Raw genomic sequence first — 15,170 nt, 5'->3', positions numbered from 1 at the left:
GATGGGACCATGCGCATCCACGTCGAACGCCATCCCGGAGCCGAACCCGTCCTGCTGGTCCACGGCTTCGCGACCACCGGCGCGCTCACCTGGGAGTCCACCGGCTGGGTCGCCGCTCTCGCCGAGGCGGGCCGCGGCGCGCTCGTCCCCGACCTGCGCGGCCACGGCGCGTCCGACGCGCCGCACGACCCGGCGGCCTACTCGCCGAACCTGCTCGCGGGGGACCTGCTCGCCGTGCTGGACGAGCAAGGCCTCGACCGCGTCGACGTCATCGGGTACTCGATGGGGAGCTGGGTGGCCCTGGCCCTCGTCGGCCTCGCCCCCGACCGCGTACAGCGGCTCGTGGTCGGCGGCGTCGGCACGGTGGAGCAGTTCGCCCACTGGGGCGTGACGGCCGTGCAGCGGGCGATCCTGGACGGTGCGGACACGCTTCCCGCCGACGCGCCGCTGGCGCCGCTCCTGACCTCGCTGCGGGAAGCTCCCGGCATCGACCGCGAGGCGCTCGCCGCCTGTGCAGCCGGGATGGCGCAGCATCCGCTTCCGCTGGCCTCCACCGTGCCGACCCTCGTGGTGGCCGGCGACGCGGACCCGGTCGCCCAGGACGCGGACGAGGCCGCCCGCCTGCTCGGCGCCGAGCTGGTGCTCCTGCCGCGACGCAACCACATCACGGCACTCAGTGCCCGCGCTTTCAAGCAGGCTGCCCTTCCCTTCCTGGGAGCTTCGGTCAGCCTGTAGGTGACGCAGCCGCCGGGTCGTACGATGTGCGAGGAGCGAAGGAGTGCCCGCATGATCGACAGGCTGGATGCCGACCTCATCGCGCTGCTGACGGAGGAGCCCCGGCTCGGCGTGTTCGAGGCGTCGAGGAGGCTCGGCGTCGCGCGCGGAACCGTGCAGGCCCGGCTCGACCGGCTCCAGCGCACGGGGGTGATCAAGGACTTCGCGCCGACGATCGACAACCTCCGGCTCGGCTTCCCCGTCACGGCGTTCGTCACCGCGGAGATCACGCAGAGCGACCTCTCGGTCGTGGACCACCTGCGGGGCATCCCCGAGGTGCTGGAGGTGCATACCGTGACCGGGGCGGGGGACCTGCTGATCCGGGTGGTCGCGCGCTCGAACGCCGACCTGCAGCGGGTGATCAGCGACATCCTCAGCGAACCGGGCATCAGCCGCACCTCCACGGTGATCGCCCTGGAGACCACGATCGAGCACCGCAGCGTGCCGCTGGTGGAGTCCGCGGTGGAGGACTGAGCGCCCGACGCGGCTACGAGACGATACGAGACGAGGAACGACGATGGATGAGAAGACCCTGCTGGAGCGCGTGCCCGACCGCCTGTTCATCGGCGGCGAGTGGCTACCCGGCTCGAACGGCACCCTGAAGGTCTACGACCCCGCCACCGGCGACCTCATCCGCCAGATCGCCGACGCGTCGGTGGAGGACGGGGCGCGCGCGCTCGACGCCGCGGTGGCGGCGGCCGACGACTGGGCGGCCACCCCGCCGCGCACTCGCGGCGAGATCCTGCGCCGCGCCTTCGACCTGCTCCAGGAGCGCCGCGACGAGTTCGCCCTGCTGATGACGCTGGAGATGGGAAAGCCGCTGGCGGAGTCCAACGGCGAGGTCACCTACGGCGGCGAGTTCCTGCGCTGGTTCTCCGAGGAGGCCGTGCGCATCGCGGGTCGCTACGGGACGAACCCCGAGGGCACCGGGCGCATGATCGTGTCGCAGCACCCGGTCGGGCCGTGCTTCCTGATCACGCCGTGGAACTTCCCCCTCGCGATGGCCACCCGGAAGATCGCGCCGGCGCTCGCCGCGGGCTGCACCGTCGTGGTCAAGCCGGCCGAGCTGACCCCGTTGACGACGCTGTACTTCGCCCGGCTGCTGGAGGACGCCGGCCTCCCGGCCGGCGTGCTCAACGTCATCACGACGTCCACGTCCGGAAAGGTCTCCGCGCCGATCATCGCGGACGCGCGGTTGCGCAAGCTGTCCTTCACCGGCTCCACCGAGGTGGGACGGAAGCTCCTGCAGCAGGCGTCCGAGAACGTCCTGCGCACCTCGATGGAGCTCGGCGGCAACGCCCCGTTCGTCGTGTTCGACGACGCTGACCTCGACCGGGCGGTGGACGGCGCGATGCTCGCGAAGTTCCGCAACATCGGGGAGGCCTGCACGGCCGCCAACCGCTTCATCGTCCACGAGGACGTCGCGGACGAGTTCGCCCGCCGGGTCGCCGACCGTGTGAAGGCGATGAAGATCGGCCGTGGCACCGAGGACGGCGTCACGATCGGCCCGCTCATCAACGAGGACGCGGTCGACAAGGCCGCCGAGCTCCTGGAGGACGCGGTCTCGCGCGGCGCCACGGTCCTCGCGGGCGGCTCGCGGGTCTCCGGGGCCGGCACCTTCTTCGAGCCCACCGTGGTCACCGACGTACGCGCCGGGAGCGAGATCCTGAGGCAGGAGATCTTCGGCCCCGTGCTGTCGATCGTCCGCTTCCACGACGAGGACGAGGCGGTGCGCATCGCGAACGACACGGAGTTCGGACTGGTTTCGTACGTCTTCACGAAGGACCTCGCGCGCGGCCAGCGGATGATCGAACGGCTGCAGACCGGCATGATGGGGCTCAACGTCGGGGTCGTCTCCAACGCCGCGGCCCCGTTCGGCGGCGTGAAGCAGTCGGGGCTCGGGCGCGAGGGAGGCCTGGAAGGCATCCACGAGTACCTCAGCACCAAGTACACGCTGACGCCCGACCCGTTCGGCGTCTGACGCGAGGAGCGCACCATCATGGCCACCGAAGCCGTCATCGTCGACGTCGTCCGCACACCCTCCGGGCGCGGCAAGCCGGGCGGCGAGCTGTCCGACATCCACCCGGCCGACCTCCTCGCCGGGGTGCTGGCCGAGGTCCTCCACCGCAACGGCGTCGACCCCGCGCTCGTGGACGACGTCATCGCCGGCTGCGTGACGCAGGCGGGCGAGCAGGCCGGCAATATCGCCCGCACGGCGCTGCTGAGCGCCGGGTTCCCCGAGGACGTCCCTGGCGTCACGATCGACCGGCAGTGCGGCTCCAGCCAGCAGGCGGCTGCGTTCGCCGCGCAGGGCGTGATCGCGGGCGCCTACGACATCGTGATCGCCTGCGGCGTCGAGTCCATGAGCCGCGCGCCGATGGGCTCCAACCTCGGCGGCGCGTCCCTCGGCGGCGAGCTGCTGCACGCCAGGTACCCGGAGGGCCTGGTGAACCAGGGCGTCGCGGCCGAGCTGATCGCCGAGCGCTGGGGGTTCTCCCGGGAGGAGCTCGACGCGTTCGCTGCGGAGTCGCACCGGCGTGCGGCGGAGGCGGCGGCCTCGGGCGCGTTCGAGGACGAGCTCGTGCCGGTGCCGACGCCGGACAGCGGGAGCGTCACGGCGGACGAGACCATCCGGCCCGGGACGACCGCGGAGAAGCTGGCCACGCTGTCGCCGTCGTTCCGCACCGACCGGCTCGCGCAGCGCTTCCCCCAGCTCGACTGGCGGATCACGCCGGGCAACTCGTCGCCGCTGACCGACGGCGCCTCGGCCGCGCTGATCATGAGCGCGGAGGCCGCGGCGAGACTCGGGCTCCGGCCGCGGGCGCGTTTCCACTCGTTCGCCGTCGCGGGCAGCGACCCGCTGTTCATGCTCACCGGCATCCTCCCGGCGACGCGCAAACTGCTCGATCGCAGCGGAGTGAAGCTGGAGGACATCTCCGCGTACGAGGTCAACGAGGCGTTCGCCCCGGTGCCGCTGCTGTGGCTGCGCGAGTTCGGCGCCGACCCGGCGCGGCTGAACCCGCGCGGCGGTGCGATCGCACTGGGCCACGCACTCGGCTCGTCGGGCACGCGTCTGCTCGGCACGCTGCTCAACGAGCTGGAGGCCTCCGGCGGCCGGTTCGGCCTCCAGACCATGTGCGAGGGCGGGGGCACCGCCAACGCCACCCTCATCGAACGTCTCTGACCCCGGCGCCACCGCGCCACCCCGCCCCACCGCCGAGTACACCCGAATTCAGCTAGATTCCGTCGAGTACGTGGAACATCCGCGTAGTCGGCGGTCGGAGAGAGGACCCACCCATGCAGATCGACGGATGTTCGGCGCTCGTCACCGGCGGCGCCAGCGGCCTCGGCAACGCCACCGCCCGCGCGCTCACGGAGGCCGGCGCCCGCGTCGTCATCCTGGACCTGCCCAGCTCCGAGGGTGAGAAGGCCGCCGTCGCGCTCGGCCCGCACGCCCGCTTCGTCGCCGCGGATGTCACCGACGCGGAGCAGGTGCAGGCGGCTGTGGACGCCGCAGGCTCCCTCGGCCCGTTGCGGATCGTGGTCAACTGCGCCGGGATCGCGACGGCGCAGAAGGTCATCGGCCGCGACGGCGTTCTCCCGTTGGAGAGTTTCGAACGCGTCATCCGGGTCAACCTGATCGGCACGTTCAACGTGGTCCGCCTCGCCGCGGTCGCGATGGCGGAGACCGAGCCGGTGGGCCAGGACGTCCCGGGGGCCAGGAGCGCGGGGTCATCGTCAACACCGCCTCCGTGGCCGCGTTCGACGGCCAGATCGGCCAGCCCGCCTACTCGGCGTCGAAGGGCGGCGTCGCCGCGATGACACTGCCGCTCGCGCGCGAGTTCGCCCGCAGCCTGATCCGGGTCGTCACCATCGCGCCCGGAATCTTCGAGACGCCGATGATGGCCGGCCTCCCGCAGGCGGCGCAGGACTCGCTGGCCGCGCAGGTGCCGCACCCTCGCGGCTCGGCCGCCCCGCCGAATACGCGCACCTTGTGCGCTCGATCGTCGAGAACCCCATGCTCAACGGCGAGACCATCCGCCTCGACGGCGCCATCCGCATGCAGCCGAAGTAGCCGCGATTCGTCACGAATGTCGCGAATCCCCGCGGTGAGTTCCGGCGGTGAGTGCAACACCCTTCGTTTTGGTGAGGGGTTGGGATGGGTTCGCATTCGTCGTTAGAGACTCGCGTTGCGGCGCTTGGGTTGTTGGTGGAGGGCATTTCCGCTGCGGGCGTGGGCGGCTGGTTGGGGTTGCCGCCGGGTCGGGTGGAGCGGTGGGCGAGGCTTGCTGGCATGAAGTTTGAGCCGGGGAGTCGTTCGGGTTTGTTGCGTGTCGGGCCGCCGGGGGTGGTGGGCGCGGCCACTGGTCACGGGCGTCGATTGTCGTTGGCGGATCGGACTCTGATCCAGACGGGGCTGGCGCAGGGGTTCTCGATGCGCAGGATCGCCGCCCTGGTCGGGGTGTCTGCCTCGACGGTGTCGCGGGAGGTCGCCCGGTCGAGGTGGTTGCATCGGGGGCAGTGGCAGTATGAGGCGGGAGTGTCGCATCAGGTCGCCGCGCAACGGCGGGCCAGGCCCAAGCGGCGCAAACTGGACCGGCATCCGGTGTTGCGGGCTGCGGTGGTGGAGCAGTTGAACGACCGGTTCTCCCCGCGACAGGTCGCGGGTCGGCTGCCGCACTTGTTTCCGGGGCGAGAGGATATGCGGGTGTCCTCCGAGACGATCTATCAGGCCCTCTATGTTCAGGGCAAAGGCGCGTTGCGGCACGAGCTGACCGTGGTCAAAGCGTTGCGCTCCGGGCGGAAGGGGCGCATCCCGCAGTCCAAGCTGCCGCGGCGCAGCAACCGGCCCTGGCTGGAGGGAGCCCGGATCAGTGAGCGACCAGCGACGGTCGCCGACCGCGCCGTTCCCGGGCACTGGGAAGGCGACCTCGTCGTCGGCCCCGGCAACTCCGGGATCATCACCCTGGTCGAACGCTCCACCCGATTCGCCCTCCTAGGCCGGCTGCCCGGAACGCGAGACTCCGCCACCGTGATCGACCGGCTCACCGAAATGATCCAACAGCTGCCCGCCGCTCTCTTCAACACCCTGACCTGGGACCAAGGCACCGAAATGGCCGAACACGCCCGATTCACCGTCGCTTCCGGCTGCCCGGTATTCTTCGCCGACCCGCACTCACCCTGGCAACGCGGCAGCAACGAGAACCTCAACGGGCTGATCCGGGACTTCTATCCCAAAGGCACCAACTTCAACACCATCACCGACACCGACCTCGCCGAAACCCAACGACTGCTCAACATCCGCCCACGTCAGACCTTGAACTTCCACACCCCAGCCGAGAAACTCGACGAGCATCTAAAAGGTGTTGCACTCACGAGTTGAAACCACCCGCACCAATCGCCACATTCGTGACGAATCGCTGAAATCGCGATTCGTCACGAATCGCGCGAATGGCCGCGGCAATCGCAACATTCGTGCCGAATGTGAGGGCTCACGCGCCCGAGTGCGCCTCCAGGAACGTGTACACCTCGGAGTCGTCCACGCCGGGGAACGACCCCGACGGCAGCGGCGACAGGATGTGCGCGTGCAGGCGCGCACTCGGCCACGCCTTCCCCGACCAATGCCCGGTCAGCTCGGTGGCCGGTCGCTTGCAGCACGACTCGTCCGGGCAGCGGGACTCGGCGCGCGCCGTCGTCTCCCGGCCGCGGAACCACTTGGCCTGGTCGAACGGCACGCCCACGCTGATCGAGTAGCCGCCGTCCGCAGTGCTGCCGGTCTGCGTCGAGCACCAGTACGTCCCGGCCGGGGTGTCGGTGTACTGGTAGAACTCCGTGGTGCGGTTGGTGCGCGCGAACGCGTTGCGGGCGCCCCACTTGCGGCAGACCACCTGGCCCTCGATGGAGCCGGTGACGTCGGTCGGAAGCGGGAGGCTGTCGTTCTCGTAACCCTTGTAGAGGGTGCCGTCGTCGCCCACGCGGAGGAAGTGCAGCGGCATGTCCAGGTGCCGGGTCGCCAGATTGGTCAGGCGCAGCGCGGCGGCCTCGTGGGTGACGCCGAACGCGTCGCGGAAGTCCTCGACGGCGAGGTCCTTCTCCTTCTTCGCCTGCCGCAGGAAGGCCACGGCCGCGGCCTCCGGCATCAGCGCGCACGCCGCGAAGTAGTTGATCTCCAGCCGTTGCCGCAGGAAGTCCGCGTAGCTCGCCGGGCGTTCGTGGCCGAGCAGCCGGTGCGCCATCGCCTGCAGAGCCATCGACCGGAGGCCGTGCCCGCCCGGGATGGACGCCGGCGGCAGGTAGATCCTGCCGTTCTCGAGGTCCGTGATCGAGCGGGTGGAGCGCGGGAGGTCGTCGACGTAGATGAGCTCGAAGCCGAGCTGCTCGGCCATGACGCTCACCTCGCGGTGGGTGAGCGCACCGCGGACGTGACCCGACGCGCGCACGCGCTCCTCGGCGAGCCCCTCGATATCGGGGATGTAGTTGTTCTGCGCGCGCATCCGCTCGCGGAGTTCCGTGTTCGCACGCCGGGCCTCCTCCGGCGTCGCGATCGCCTCGCTGGCGCGCCGCGCGAGTTCGCGGTGCAGGCCGACCAGGGCCTCCAGCGTCTCGGTCGGCGTGCCCTTCGTCGGCTTGACGGCGGGGAGTCCGAGCGAGCCGTAGAGCGAGCCCTTCTGGGCGCGGGAGAGCTCGATCTCGAGCGCTGCGCGCGCGTCCGGCGGTTCGGCGGACAGCAGCTCGGCGAGCGGGACGCCGAGCGCGGTGGCCAGGGTGCCGAGCAGGGAGACGCGCGGCTCGCGCTTGCCGTTCTCGATCAGCGAGAGCTGGCTGGCGGCGACCCCGGCGGCGGCGCCGAGCTCGTCCAGGGTCAGGCCGCGCTGGGTGCGGAAGTGCCGGATGCGGTGCCCGAGGGTGGCGACGTCGGCGGTCGCCGCGTCGGTGGCGAGGGAGTTCATCCCTTCACGATAGCGAAAGAATCGCAATTCTTTACGGCCGATTTCTCGCCCACGGCTATGAATCCTGTCCGATCCTGGAGTCGCAACCCGATCTTTCCAACCGAGAGGACGACGGAATGTCCATCGCCGAGCTCCCGCTGACCGACCAGGCGCACGACGCCGACGCCGACCACGAGACGCACGCGTACCGCACGGCCTCCACCCCGGCCGCACGGCAGGCGGCCGCCACCGAACCGACCCGCCCGACCGGCCTCGCCGGCCTCCGCGCCTGGGTCGCCGAGATCGCCGAACTCACCCAGCCCGAGAGCATCGTCTGGTGCGACGGCTCGCCGGGGAGGCGGACCGGCTGACCAAGCAGCTCGTGGCCGAGGGCAAGCTCATCCGGCTGAACCCGGAATGGCGGCCCAATAGCTTCCTCGCGCGCACCGACCCGAGCGACGTCGCCCGCGTCGAGGACCGCACCTTCATCTGCTCCCTGAAGGAGGAGGACGCCGGCCCGACCAACAACTGGCGCGAGCCCGAGGCCATGCGCGCCGAGCTGCGCGGGGTCTTCGCCGGCAGCATGCGCGGCCGCACCATGTACGTCGTCCCGTTCTCGATGGGACCGCTCGGCGGTCCGATCTCCCAGGTCGGCGTCGAGTTGACCGACTCCGCCTACGTCGCCGTCAGCATGGGGCTGATGACCCGCGTCACCGGCAAGGTGCTGGACCTCATCGACGCCGGTCAGCCCTGGGTGCCGACCGTGCACAGCGTCGGCGCTCCGCTGATCGACGACGCAGGGGCGCGTCACGATGACGTGACCTGGCCGTGCAACACGACCAAGTACATCGTCCAGTTCCCGGAGACGCGGGAGGTCTGGTCGTACGGCTCCGGCTACGGCGGCAACGCCATCCTGGCCAAGAAGTGCTTCGCGCTGCGGATCGCTTCGGCGATGGCACGCGACGAGGGCTGGCTGGCCGAGCACATGCTGCTCGTCAAGGTCACCTCGCCCGAGGGCCGCGCCTTCCACTTGGCGGCGGCGTTCCCGTCCGCGTGCGGCAAGACGAACCTCGCCATGCTGAGGCCGACCATCCCGGGCTGGAACGTCGAGACCATCGGAGACGACATCGCCTGGCTCCGGCAGGGCGCTGACGGGAGGCTGCGCGCCATCAACCCCGAGGCCGGCTTCTTCGGCGTCGCGCCGGGGACAGGCGAGCTGACCAACAAGACCGCGGTCGAGACGCTCTGGGGCAACACGATCTTCACCAACGTGGCGCTCCGCGACGACGGCGACGTGTGGTGGGAGGGCCTCACCGAGACGCCGCCCGACCACCTCATCGACTGGCAGGGCAACGACTGGACTCCCGAGAGCGGTCGCCCGGCGGCGCATCCCAACTCGCGCTTCACGGTGGCTGCGGCGCGGTGCCCGGCCATCGCGGACGACTGGGACGCCTTCGACGGCGTGCCGATCGACGCCATCCTGTTCGGCGGCCGCCGTGCGACGAACGTGCCGCTGGTGGCGCAGGCCCGCGACTGGAAGCACGGCGTGTTCATCGGCGCGACCATCTCGTCGGAGAAGACGGCCGCGGCCGAGGGCACGGTCGGCGAGCTGCGCCGCGACCCGTTCGCGATGCTGCCGTTCTGCGGTTACAACATGGCCGACTACTGGGGCCATTGGCTCGAGGTCGGCGAGAAGCTCGGGTCGAACGCGCCCGCGGTGTTCCAGGTGAACTGGTTCCGCAAGGGCGACGACGGCCGTTTCCTGTGGCCCGGGTTCGGCGAGAACTCGCGCGTCATCGAGTGGATCGCCCGCCGCGTGGAGGGCACGGCCGGCGCCGCCTCGACGCCGATCGGCCGCCTCCCGCTGGTGGAGGAGCTCGACTTGGACGGTCTCGACCTCCCGGCCGAGGACGTCGCCGAGCTCTTCGAGGTCGACCGCTCCAGCTGGCTCGCCGAGTGCGACCTCACCGAGCAGTACTTCGAGCAGTTCGGGACCCGCGTCCCCGCCGCTCTCCGCGCCGAACTCGCCTCCCTCCGCTACCACCTCCACGCGTAGCAAGCCATCGCTTCCTCACTTTCTCCCGCTCGCACCCGGCGTGTCGCGAGAGAAAGTGAGGAAGCGACTAGCTGCGTCAGACGAGGAGTTGGTGCTTGGCTAGGTCGCGGTAGAGGGGGTGGACGCGACCAGTTCGGAGTGGGTTCCTACGCCTACTACGCGGCCGTGGTCGAGGACGACGATCTGGTCGCTGTCGACGACGGTGGAGAGCCGGTGGGCGATCACCAACAGGGTGCGGTCCTCCGCGACGGCGTCGATGGCCTCCCGCATGAGCTGCTCGTTGCGTCCGTCCAGGCTGGAGGTCGACTCGTCCAGCAGCAGCACCGGGGAGCGGCGAGCAGCGCGCGGGCGATCGCCAGGCGCTGGCGCTCGCCGCCGGAGAGCATGATGCCGTCCTCGCCGACCGGCGCGTCGAGGCCGAGGTCGCTGCGCTCCAGCACCTCGGTGAGGTTGACCGCGTGGAGGACGTCGACGCACTGCTCGTCGGTCGCGTGCGGCGTCGCCAGCCGGAGGTTGTCGCGCAGCGAGCCGGCCAGCACCGGCGCGTCCTGCTCGACGTAGCCGATGTTGGAGCGCAGGGCGACGCGGTCGAGTGTGCGGATGTCCATCCCGCCGAACCGCACCTGGCCGGCCTCCGGGTCGTAGAAACGCTCGATCAGCGCGAGGATCGTCGACTTGCCCGCGCCCGACGGGCCGACCAGTGCCGTCCGCTTGCCGCGCGGCACCGTGAAGCTCACTCCGTGCAGCACGCCGCCGTGCGCAGTGGCCGCCGCGTCGGCGCCGAGCCCTGCCGCGGCCTCCGCCTCGGCCACGACGTCCACTCCGCCGAGGGCGCCGAGGGCGATGCGCTCGGCGTCGGCGGGCGGGGCCGCCACGACGGACGGCTCATCCCGCTCCGGCGACGACGGGTAGGCGAACTCCACGTCCACGAACTCGATCGCCGGCGCCTGCGGGGCGAGGCCCTCGTTCGCCGCGCCCACGGTCATCCCGAGGGGCGCGATGTCGCGGTCGAACTGGTCCTCGGTGGGGAGGTCGAGGATCTCCTGGATGCGGCCGAGCGCTCCGAGCGCCGAGTTCACCGCGGTGATGGCACCGAACGCCTGACCGAGCGGCAGGATCATCATGAACAGGAAGAGGATGAACGCGACCAGGTTCGCGACGGTGATCGCCCCGCTCGCGACTCGGAACCCGCCGACGCCGAGCACCACCAGGAACGACACCTGCATCGCGATGCCCGCGACCGGCACCACGAGGGCGGAGATCTTGGCGACCTGGATGCCCATCCTCCAGGCCCCGGTCGCGTCGGCGTCCACCGCGGCGATCTCCCGCTCGGTCGCGTTCGAGGCGCGGATCGTGCGCACCGAGCTGATCGCCCGCTCGACCGCGGCGGCGAGGTCGCCGACCTTGGTCTGCGCCTTCTGACTGGCGACGCGGATGCGGCCGGACAACAGCGTGACGACGACGATGGAGACCGCGACGACGAGCACGGTCAGCCCGAGCAGCACCGGGTCGATGATCAGCATGGCGATGAGTGCGCCGATGAAGGTCAGCGCGCCGCCGATGGCCTCCACCAGCCCCTGCGTCAGCACCGCCCGCAGCAGTGTGGTGTCCGAGCCGACGCGCGACACCAGGTCGCCGGTGCGGCGCGTGTCGAACTCGCTGATCGGGAGGCGCAGCATCCGCCCGACGAGCTTGCGGCGCGACGACAGCACGACGCCCTCGCCGGTGCGCTGCAGCAGATAGTGCTGGTAGCCGGAGATGAGCGCGGACACGACGACGAGCGCCACGAGACCCCAGACGATCCCGTTGAGCGGCTCGCCCTTGCCGACGATGGTGATGACCTGGCTGACCAGCAGCGGCTGGGCGAGGCTCGCCGCGGCGCCGAGCACACTCAGCACGACGACGAACGAGAGCACGCCGCGGTGCTCGAGCAGGTAGGGGAGGAGCTGGCTGAACCGCGCGCGCGGTCCGGTGTCCGCCTCCCGCCGCGCGAAGGGCGAACGGCGGCGTGGAGCGGCGGTGGTGTCGGTGCTCATGGGGTTCCTTCGAGAGGAGTTCGGGATGCTGCTTCGACCGTACTTCCTGCGGGCTGCCGGTTTGCTGACACCGGCGAAATGTCCGCGGCCCGGACTACAGTGCTGAACTATGCCGCCGTCCGTCATCACCGCCGCCGACCTCGTCAAGAAGTACAAGGACTTCCCGGCGGTCGACGGCATCAGCTTCGAGGTCGAGGCGGGGGAGTCGTTCGGGCTCCTCGGCCCCAACGGCGCGGGGAAGTCGACCACCATGCGGATGATCGGCGCAGTCTCCACGCGAACGGCGGGCGAGCTGAGCATCCTCGGGCTCGACCCCGACCGGTACGGTCCCGAGATCCGGTCGCAGCTCGGCGTGGTGCCGCAGTCCGACAACCTCGACACCGAATTGCGGGTTCGCGACAACCTCATCGTCTACGGGCGCTACTTCGGCCTCCCCTCGGCACGGGTGCGCCGGCGCGCCGACGAGCTGCTGGCCTTCGCGCAGCTGGAGGACAAGGCCAAGGCGAAGGTCGACGACCTCTCCGGCGGCATGAAGCGCCGGCTCACGATCGCGCGGGCCCTGATCAACGACCCGCGCATCCTGCTGCTGGACGAGCCGACCACCGGCCTCGACCCGCAGGCCAGGCACATCCTCTGGGACCGGCTGTTCCGGCTCAAGGAGCAGGGCACGACGCTGGTGCTCACGACGCACTACATGGACGAAGCCGAGCAGCTCTGCGACCGGCTCGTGGTGGTGGACAAGGGCACGATCATGGCAGAGGGAACCCTGCCGCCCTCATCCGCCGGTACTCGACGCGGGAGGTGCTGGAGGTCCGCTTCGGCTCCGAGCGCAACGCCGAGGTCGCGCCGCGGCTGGAGGGCATCGGGGAACGCGTCGAGGTGCTGCCGGACCGCATCCTGGTCTACAGCGACGACGGGGAGGCCGAGCTCGCCCGGTTGACCGACCGCGGCCTCCACCCCTCACCAGCCTGGTGCGCCGTTCGAGCCTGGAGGACGTCTTCCTGCGGCTCACCGGACGGAGCCTGATCGAATGAGCACCGCCGCACCGGTGGATGAGGGCACGCGGGCCGCGCTCGCCGCCGCAGGACGGCCGCGCCGGTTCGGCGCCTGGTACGTCGCGGAGCACCGCTTCCGGGTGATGCGCTCGTACCTGCAGACGTTGCTCGTCACCGGCTTCGGGAACCCGTTCCTCTACCTGTTCGCGATGGGCGTCGGCCTGGGGAGCCTGGTGAGCTCCCACATGGGGCCGACCGCGGTCAACGGGGTCAGCTATCTGGCCTTCGTCGCCCCCGCGCTGCTCTGCACGGCCGGCGTCACCGTGGCGAGCGAGGAGTTCACCTACCCGGTGATGCTCGGGTTCAAGTGGAATCCGACCTTCGTCGGCATCAGCGCGTCTCCGGTCGCGCCGGGTCAGATCATCGACGGCGTCGTCATCTCGGTGGTGGCGCGGCTGCTCGGAACGAGCATCGTGTACTACGCGTTCATGCTGCTGTTCGGCGCGGTGCCGAGCCCGTGGGGCTGGCTCGCCATCCCGGTCGCGACGCTCGGCGGCCTGGCGTTCGGCGCGCCGGTGATGGCGTATGTCGCCACGCTGGAGCAGGACACCGGCCAGATCGCGATGTTGATGCGGTTCGTGCTGCTGCCGATGACGCTGTTCTCCGGCACCTTCTTCCCGTTGGCCTCCATGCCCGTCTACCTGCAGTGGATCGGCTGGATCTCGCCGCTCTGGCACTCCACCGAGCTCGCCCGCGTCTTCGCCTACGGGTACGCCGAGCCGCTGTGGCTCACGTTCGTGCATGTCCTCTACCTCGCGGCGCTGTTCGTCGTGTTCTGGCGGTGGGCGCGCCGCATCGCGGGGCGGAGGCTGAACAAGTGACCACCACCCGCGACCCGCTGATCGAGACCGTCTCCCGGTCGGGTCCGCTCCGGGCGCTCTACGCCGGCAACGCCCGGTCGGTGATGCAGCGCGGCTGGTCCGCGACCCGCAGCACGAACTGGCTGGTCATCGTCTCCGGGTTCTTCGAGCCGATCTTCTACCTGCTCTCGCTCGGTATCGGCTTCGGCAAGCTCGTCGGCGACGTCACGACGGCCGGCGGCCAGCAGGTGCCGTACGCGGCGTTCATCGCTCCCGCGCTGCTGGCGACGGCCGCGATGAACGGAGCCGTGTACGACTCCACCTGGAACGTGTTCTTCAAGATGCACTTCGCCAAGCTCTACGAGGGGATGCTGTCGACCTCGCTCGGCCCGCTCGACGTCGCGCTCGGCGAAATCCTGCTGGCGCTGCTGCGCGGCGCCGTCTACGCGGTCGGCTTCATGATCGTCATGCAGGTGCTCGGCCTGAACCTGTCGTGGTGGGCGCTGCTCGCCCTCCCTGCGGTGCTGCTGATCGCGTTCGGCTTCGCCAGCTTCGGGATGGGCGTCACCAGTTACATGAAGACCTTCCAGCAGATGGACTGGATCAACTTCATACTGCTGCCGATGTTCCTGCTGTCGGCGACCTTCTACCCGATCACCGTCTATCCGGAGTGGATCCAGTCGATCATCATGGCGCTACCGCTGTGGCACGGCGTCGAACTGGTCCGTGGCCTGACGACCGGCGCCGTCGATGCCGGGATGCTGTGGCACGTCGTGTACTTCGCCGTGATGGTCGCGCTCGGCCTGATCCTGACGACCCGCCGCCTCCGCGCCCTTTTCCTCGACTGACACGACCCCTCCGAGGGAGGAGGGGTCAGCTCACGTTGTCGGTGAACTCGATGTCGCGGGTCTCCTTCGACAGCAGCAGCGCGATGAGCGTGAGCACACCCGCGGCCGAGAGGTAGACGCCCACCCAGACCGTGCTGCCGCCGCCGATCGTCCACAGCCACACCGCGATGGTCGGCGCGACCGCCGCTCCGAGCACGCTCGCCAGGTTGTACGCGATGGCGGAGCCCGTGTACCGGACGTTCGTCGGGAACAGTTCGGGCAGCTCAGCGCCCATCGGCCCGAAGGTGAGCCCCATCAGCGTGAAGCCCACGATGAGCAGCGCCATCGTGCCCACGATGCCCCCGGCGAAGAGCGGGACGAACAGCAGGCCGAAGAGGATGATCCCGAGCGTCACCCAGATCAGCGTTTTGCGGCGGCCGAATCGTTCGGCGAGCGGGCCGGCGACGAGCGTGAAGACGCCGAAGAACACCACACCGATGATCAGCATGACCAGGAAGTCGTTGCGCGCGTAGCCGAGTCCGGGCACGAACCCTGCCGCCGAGAACGTCTTGAAGAACTTCCGGTGACGTGACGAAGAGCCGCGGAGCGTGCACGTCGGTCGGGCGTCGCGCGGGCGGAGAAGGGAACGGGACGCTTGTGGCGTCCCTTTCACCCTATGCCGCGCGCGTGGCC

At 70.3% G+C, this 15,170-nt stretch carries 8 protein-coding genes and 5 pseudogenes; 10 read left to right on the top strand and 3 right to left on the bottom strand.

Annotated features, from left to right (window positions below; translation table 11 throughout):
* The first annotated feature begins 9 nt into the window (after positions 1 to 9).
* The 6 genes and pseudogenes from ACRAWC_RS06545 to ACRAWC_RS06520 all read left to right on the top strand — a co-directional run bounded on the left by ACRAWC_RS06545 (position 10) and on the right by ACRAWC_RS06520 (position 6,157).
* Complete coding sequence (locus ACRAWC_RS06545; protein ID WP_431347016.1) at positions 10 to 735, top strand: alpha/beta fold hydrolase; 726 nt, start codon at positions 10 to 12, stop codon at positions 733 to 735.
* Between the two features lie 51 nt (positions 736 to 786).
* Positions 787 to 1,248 carry an Lrp/AsnC family transcriptional regulator gene (locus ACRAWC_RS06540; RefSeq protein WP_431347015.1) on the top strand — a complete coding sequence of 154 codons (462 nt, stop codon included), beginning with the start codon at positions 787 to 789 and terminating at the stop codon, positions 1,246 to 1,248.
* 43 nt (positions 1,249 to 1,291) lie between these two features.
* Complete coding sequence (locus ACRAWC_RS06535) at positions 1,292 to 2,755, top strand: NAD-dependent succinate-semialdehyde dehydrogenase (RefSeq protein WP_431347014.1); 1,464 nt, start codon at positions 1,292 to 1,294, stop codon at positions 2,753 to 2,755.
* Positions 2,756 to 2,773: 18 nt separating this feature from the next.
* Complete coding sequence (locus ACRAWC_RS06530; RefSeq protein ID WP_431347013.1) at positions 2,774 to 3,958, top strand: thiolase family protein; 1,185 nt, start codon at positions 2,774 to 2,776, stop codon at positions 3,956 to 3,958.
* Positions 3,959 to 4,071: 113 nt separating this feature from the next.
* Positions 4,072 to 4,849, top strand: a pseudogene (locus ACRAWC_RS06525) (3-hydroxyacyl-CoA dehydrogenase).
* A gap of 84 nt (positions 4,850 to 4,933) precedes the next feature.
* The gene (locus tag ACRAWC_RS06520) at positions 4,934 to 6,157 is read left to right on the top strand and encodes an IS30 family transposase (protein ID WP_431346749.1); all 1,224 of its coding nucleotides are present in this window, start codon (positions 4,934 to 4,936) and stop codon (positions 6,155 to 6,157) included.
* Positions 6,158 to 6,266: 109 nt separating this feature from the next.
* Here the strand turns inward: ACRAWC_RS06520 and ACRAWC_RS06515 are convergent, their stop codons facing one another.
* Positions 6,267 to 7,724 (bottom strand): helix-turn-helix domain-containing protein, encoded by a 1,458-nt coding sequence (locus ACRAWC_RS06515; protein WP_431347012.1) that lies wholly within the window; start codon positions 7,722 to 7,724, stop codon positions 6,267 to 6,269.
* A gap of 116 nt (positions 7,725 to 7,840) precedes the next feature.
* Here ACRAWC_RS06515 and ACRAWC_RS06510 point away from each other — a divergent pair.
* A pseudogene (locus tag ACRAWC_RS06510) lies at positions 7,841 to 9,759 on the top strand (phosphoenolpyruvate carboxykinase (GTP)).
* A gap of 76 nt (positions 9,760 to 9,835) precedes the next feature.
* Here the strand turns inward: ACRAWC_RS06510 and ACRAWC_RS06505 are convergent.
* A pseudogene (locus ACRAWC_RS06505) lies at positions 9,836 to 11,795 on the bottom strand (ABC transporter transmembrane domain-containing protein).
* A 109-nt stretch (positions 11,796 to 11,904) separates the two neighbouring features.
* Between ACRAWC_RS06505 and ACRAWC_RS06500 the strand changes: the two are divergent.
* The 3 genes and pseudogenes from ACRAWC_RS06500 (at position 11,905) to ACRAWC_RS06490 (ending at position 14,498) form a co-directional block, all read left to right on the top strand.
* Positions 11,905 to 12,829, top strand: a pseudogene (locus ACRAWC_RS06500) (ABC transporter ATP-binding protein).
* Complete coding sequence (locus tag ACRAWC_RS06495) at positions 12,826 to 13,671, top strand: ABC transporter permease (RefSeq protein WP_431347011.1); 846 nt, start codon at positions 12,826 to 12,828, stop codon at positions 13,669 to 13,671. The pseudogene ACRAWC_RS06500 and the gene ACRAWC_RS06495 overlap by 4 nt, the downstream one beginning before the upstream one ends.
* The gene (locus ACRAWC_RS06490) at positions 13,668 to 14,498 is read left to right on the top strand and encodes an ABC transporter permease (protein WP_431347010.1); all 831 of its coding nucleotides are present in this window, start codon (positions 13,668 to 13,670) and stop codon (positions 14,496 to 14,498) included. The genes ACRAWC_RS06495 and ACRAWC_RS06490 overlap by 4 nt, the downstream gene beginning before the upstream one ends.
* 25 nt (positions 14,499 to 14,523) lie before the next feature.
* On the opposite strand, the pseudogene ACRAWC_RS06485 reads toward ACRAWC_RS06490, so the two are convergent.
* Positions 14,524 to 15,048, bottom strand: a pseudogene (locus ACRAWC_RS06485) (MFS transporter); the annotation flags it as partial.
* Positions 15,049 to 15,170: the final 122 nt, after the last annotated feature.

The organism is Leifsonia sp. L25, from assembly GCF_050632895.1.
The sequence above is the reverse complement of the archived record's forward strand: the minus strand, read 5'-3'. Positions and strand labels throughout refer to the sequence as shown.

Bases quoted from the DNA above. Each gene is read 5' to 3' on its own strand.
- ACRAWC_RS06545 (WP_431347016.1), top strand. From the start codon at position 10: ATGCGCATCCACGTCGAACGCCATCCCGGAGCCGAACCCGTCCTGCTG.
- ACRAWC_RS06540 (WP_431347015.1), top strand. From the start codon at position 787: ATGATCGACAGGCTGGATGCCGACCTCATCGCGCTGCTGACGGAGGAG.
- ACRAWC_RS06535 (WP_431347014.1), top strand. From the start codon at position 1,292: ATGGATGAGAAGACCCTGCTGGAGCGCGTGCCCGACCGCCTGTTCATC.
- ACRAWC_RS06530 (WP_431347013.1), top strand. From the start codon at position 2,774: ATGGCCACCGAAGCCGTCATCGTCGACGTCGTCCGCACACCCTCCGGG.
- ACRAWC_RS06520 (WP_431346749.1), top strand. From the start codon at position 4,934: ATGGGTTCGCATTCGTCGTTAGAGACTCGCGTTGCGGCGCTTGGGTTG.
- ACRAWC_RS06515 (WP_431347012.1), bottom strand. From the start codon at position 7,724: ATGAACTCCCTCGCCACCGACGCGGCGACCGCCGACGTCGCCACCCTC.
- ACRAWC_RS06495 (WP_431347011.1), top strand. From the start codon at position 12,826: ATGAGCACCGCCGCACCGGTGGATGAGGGCACGCGGGCCGCGCTCGCC.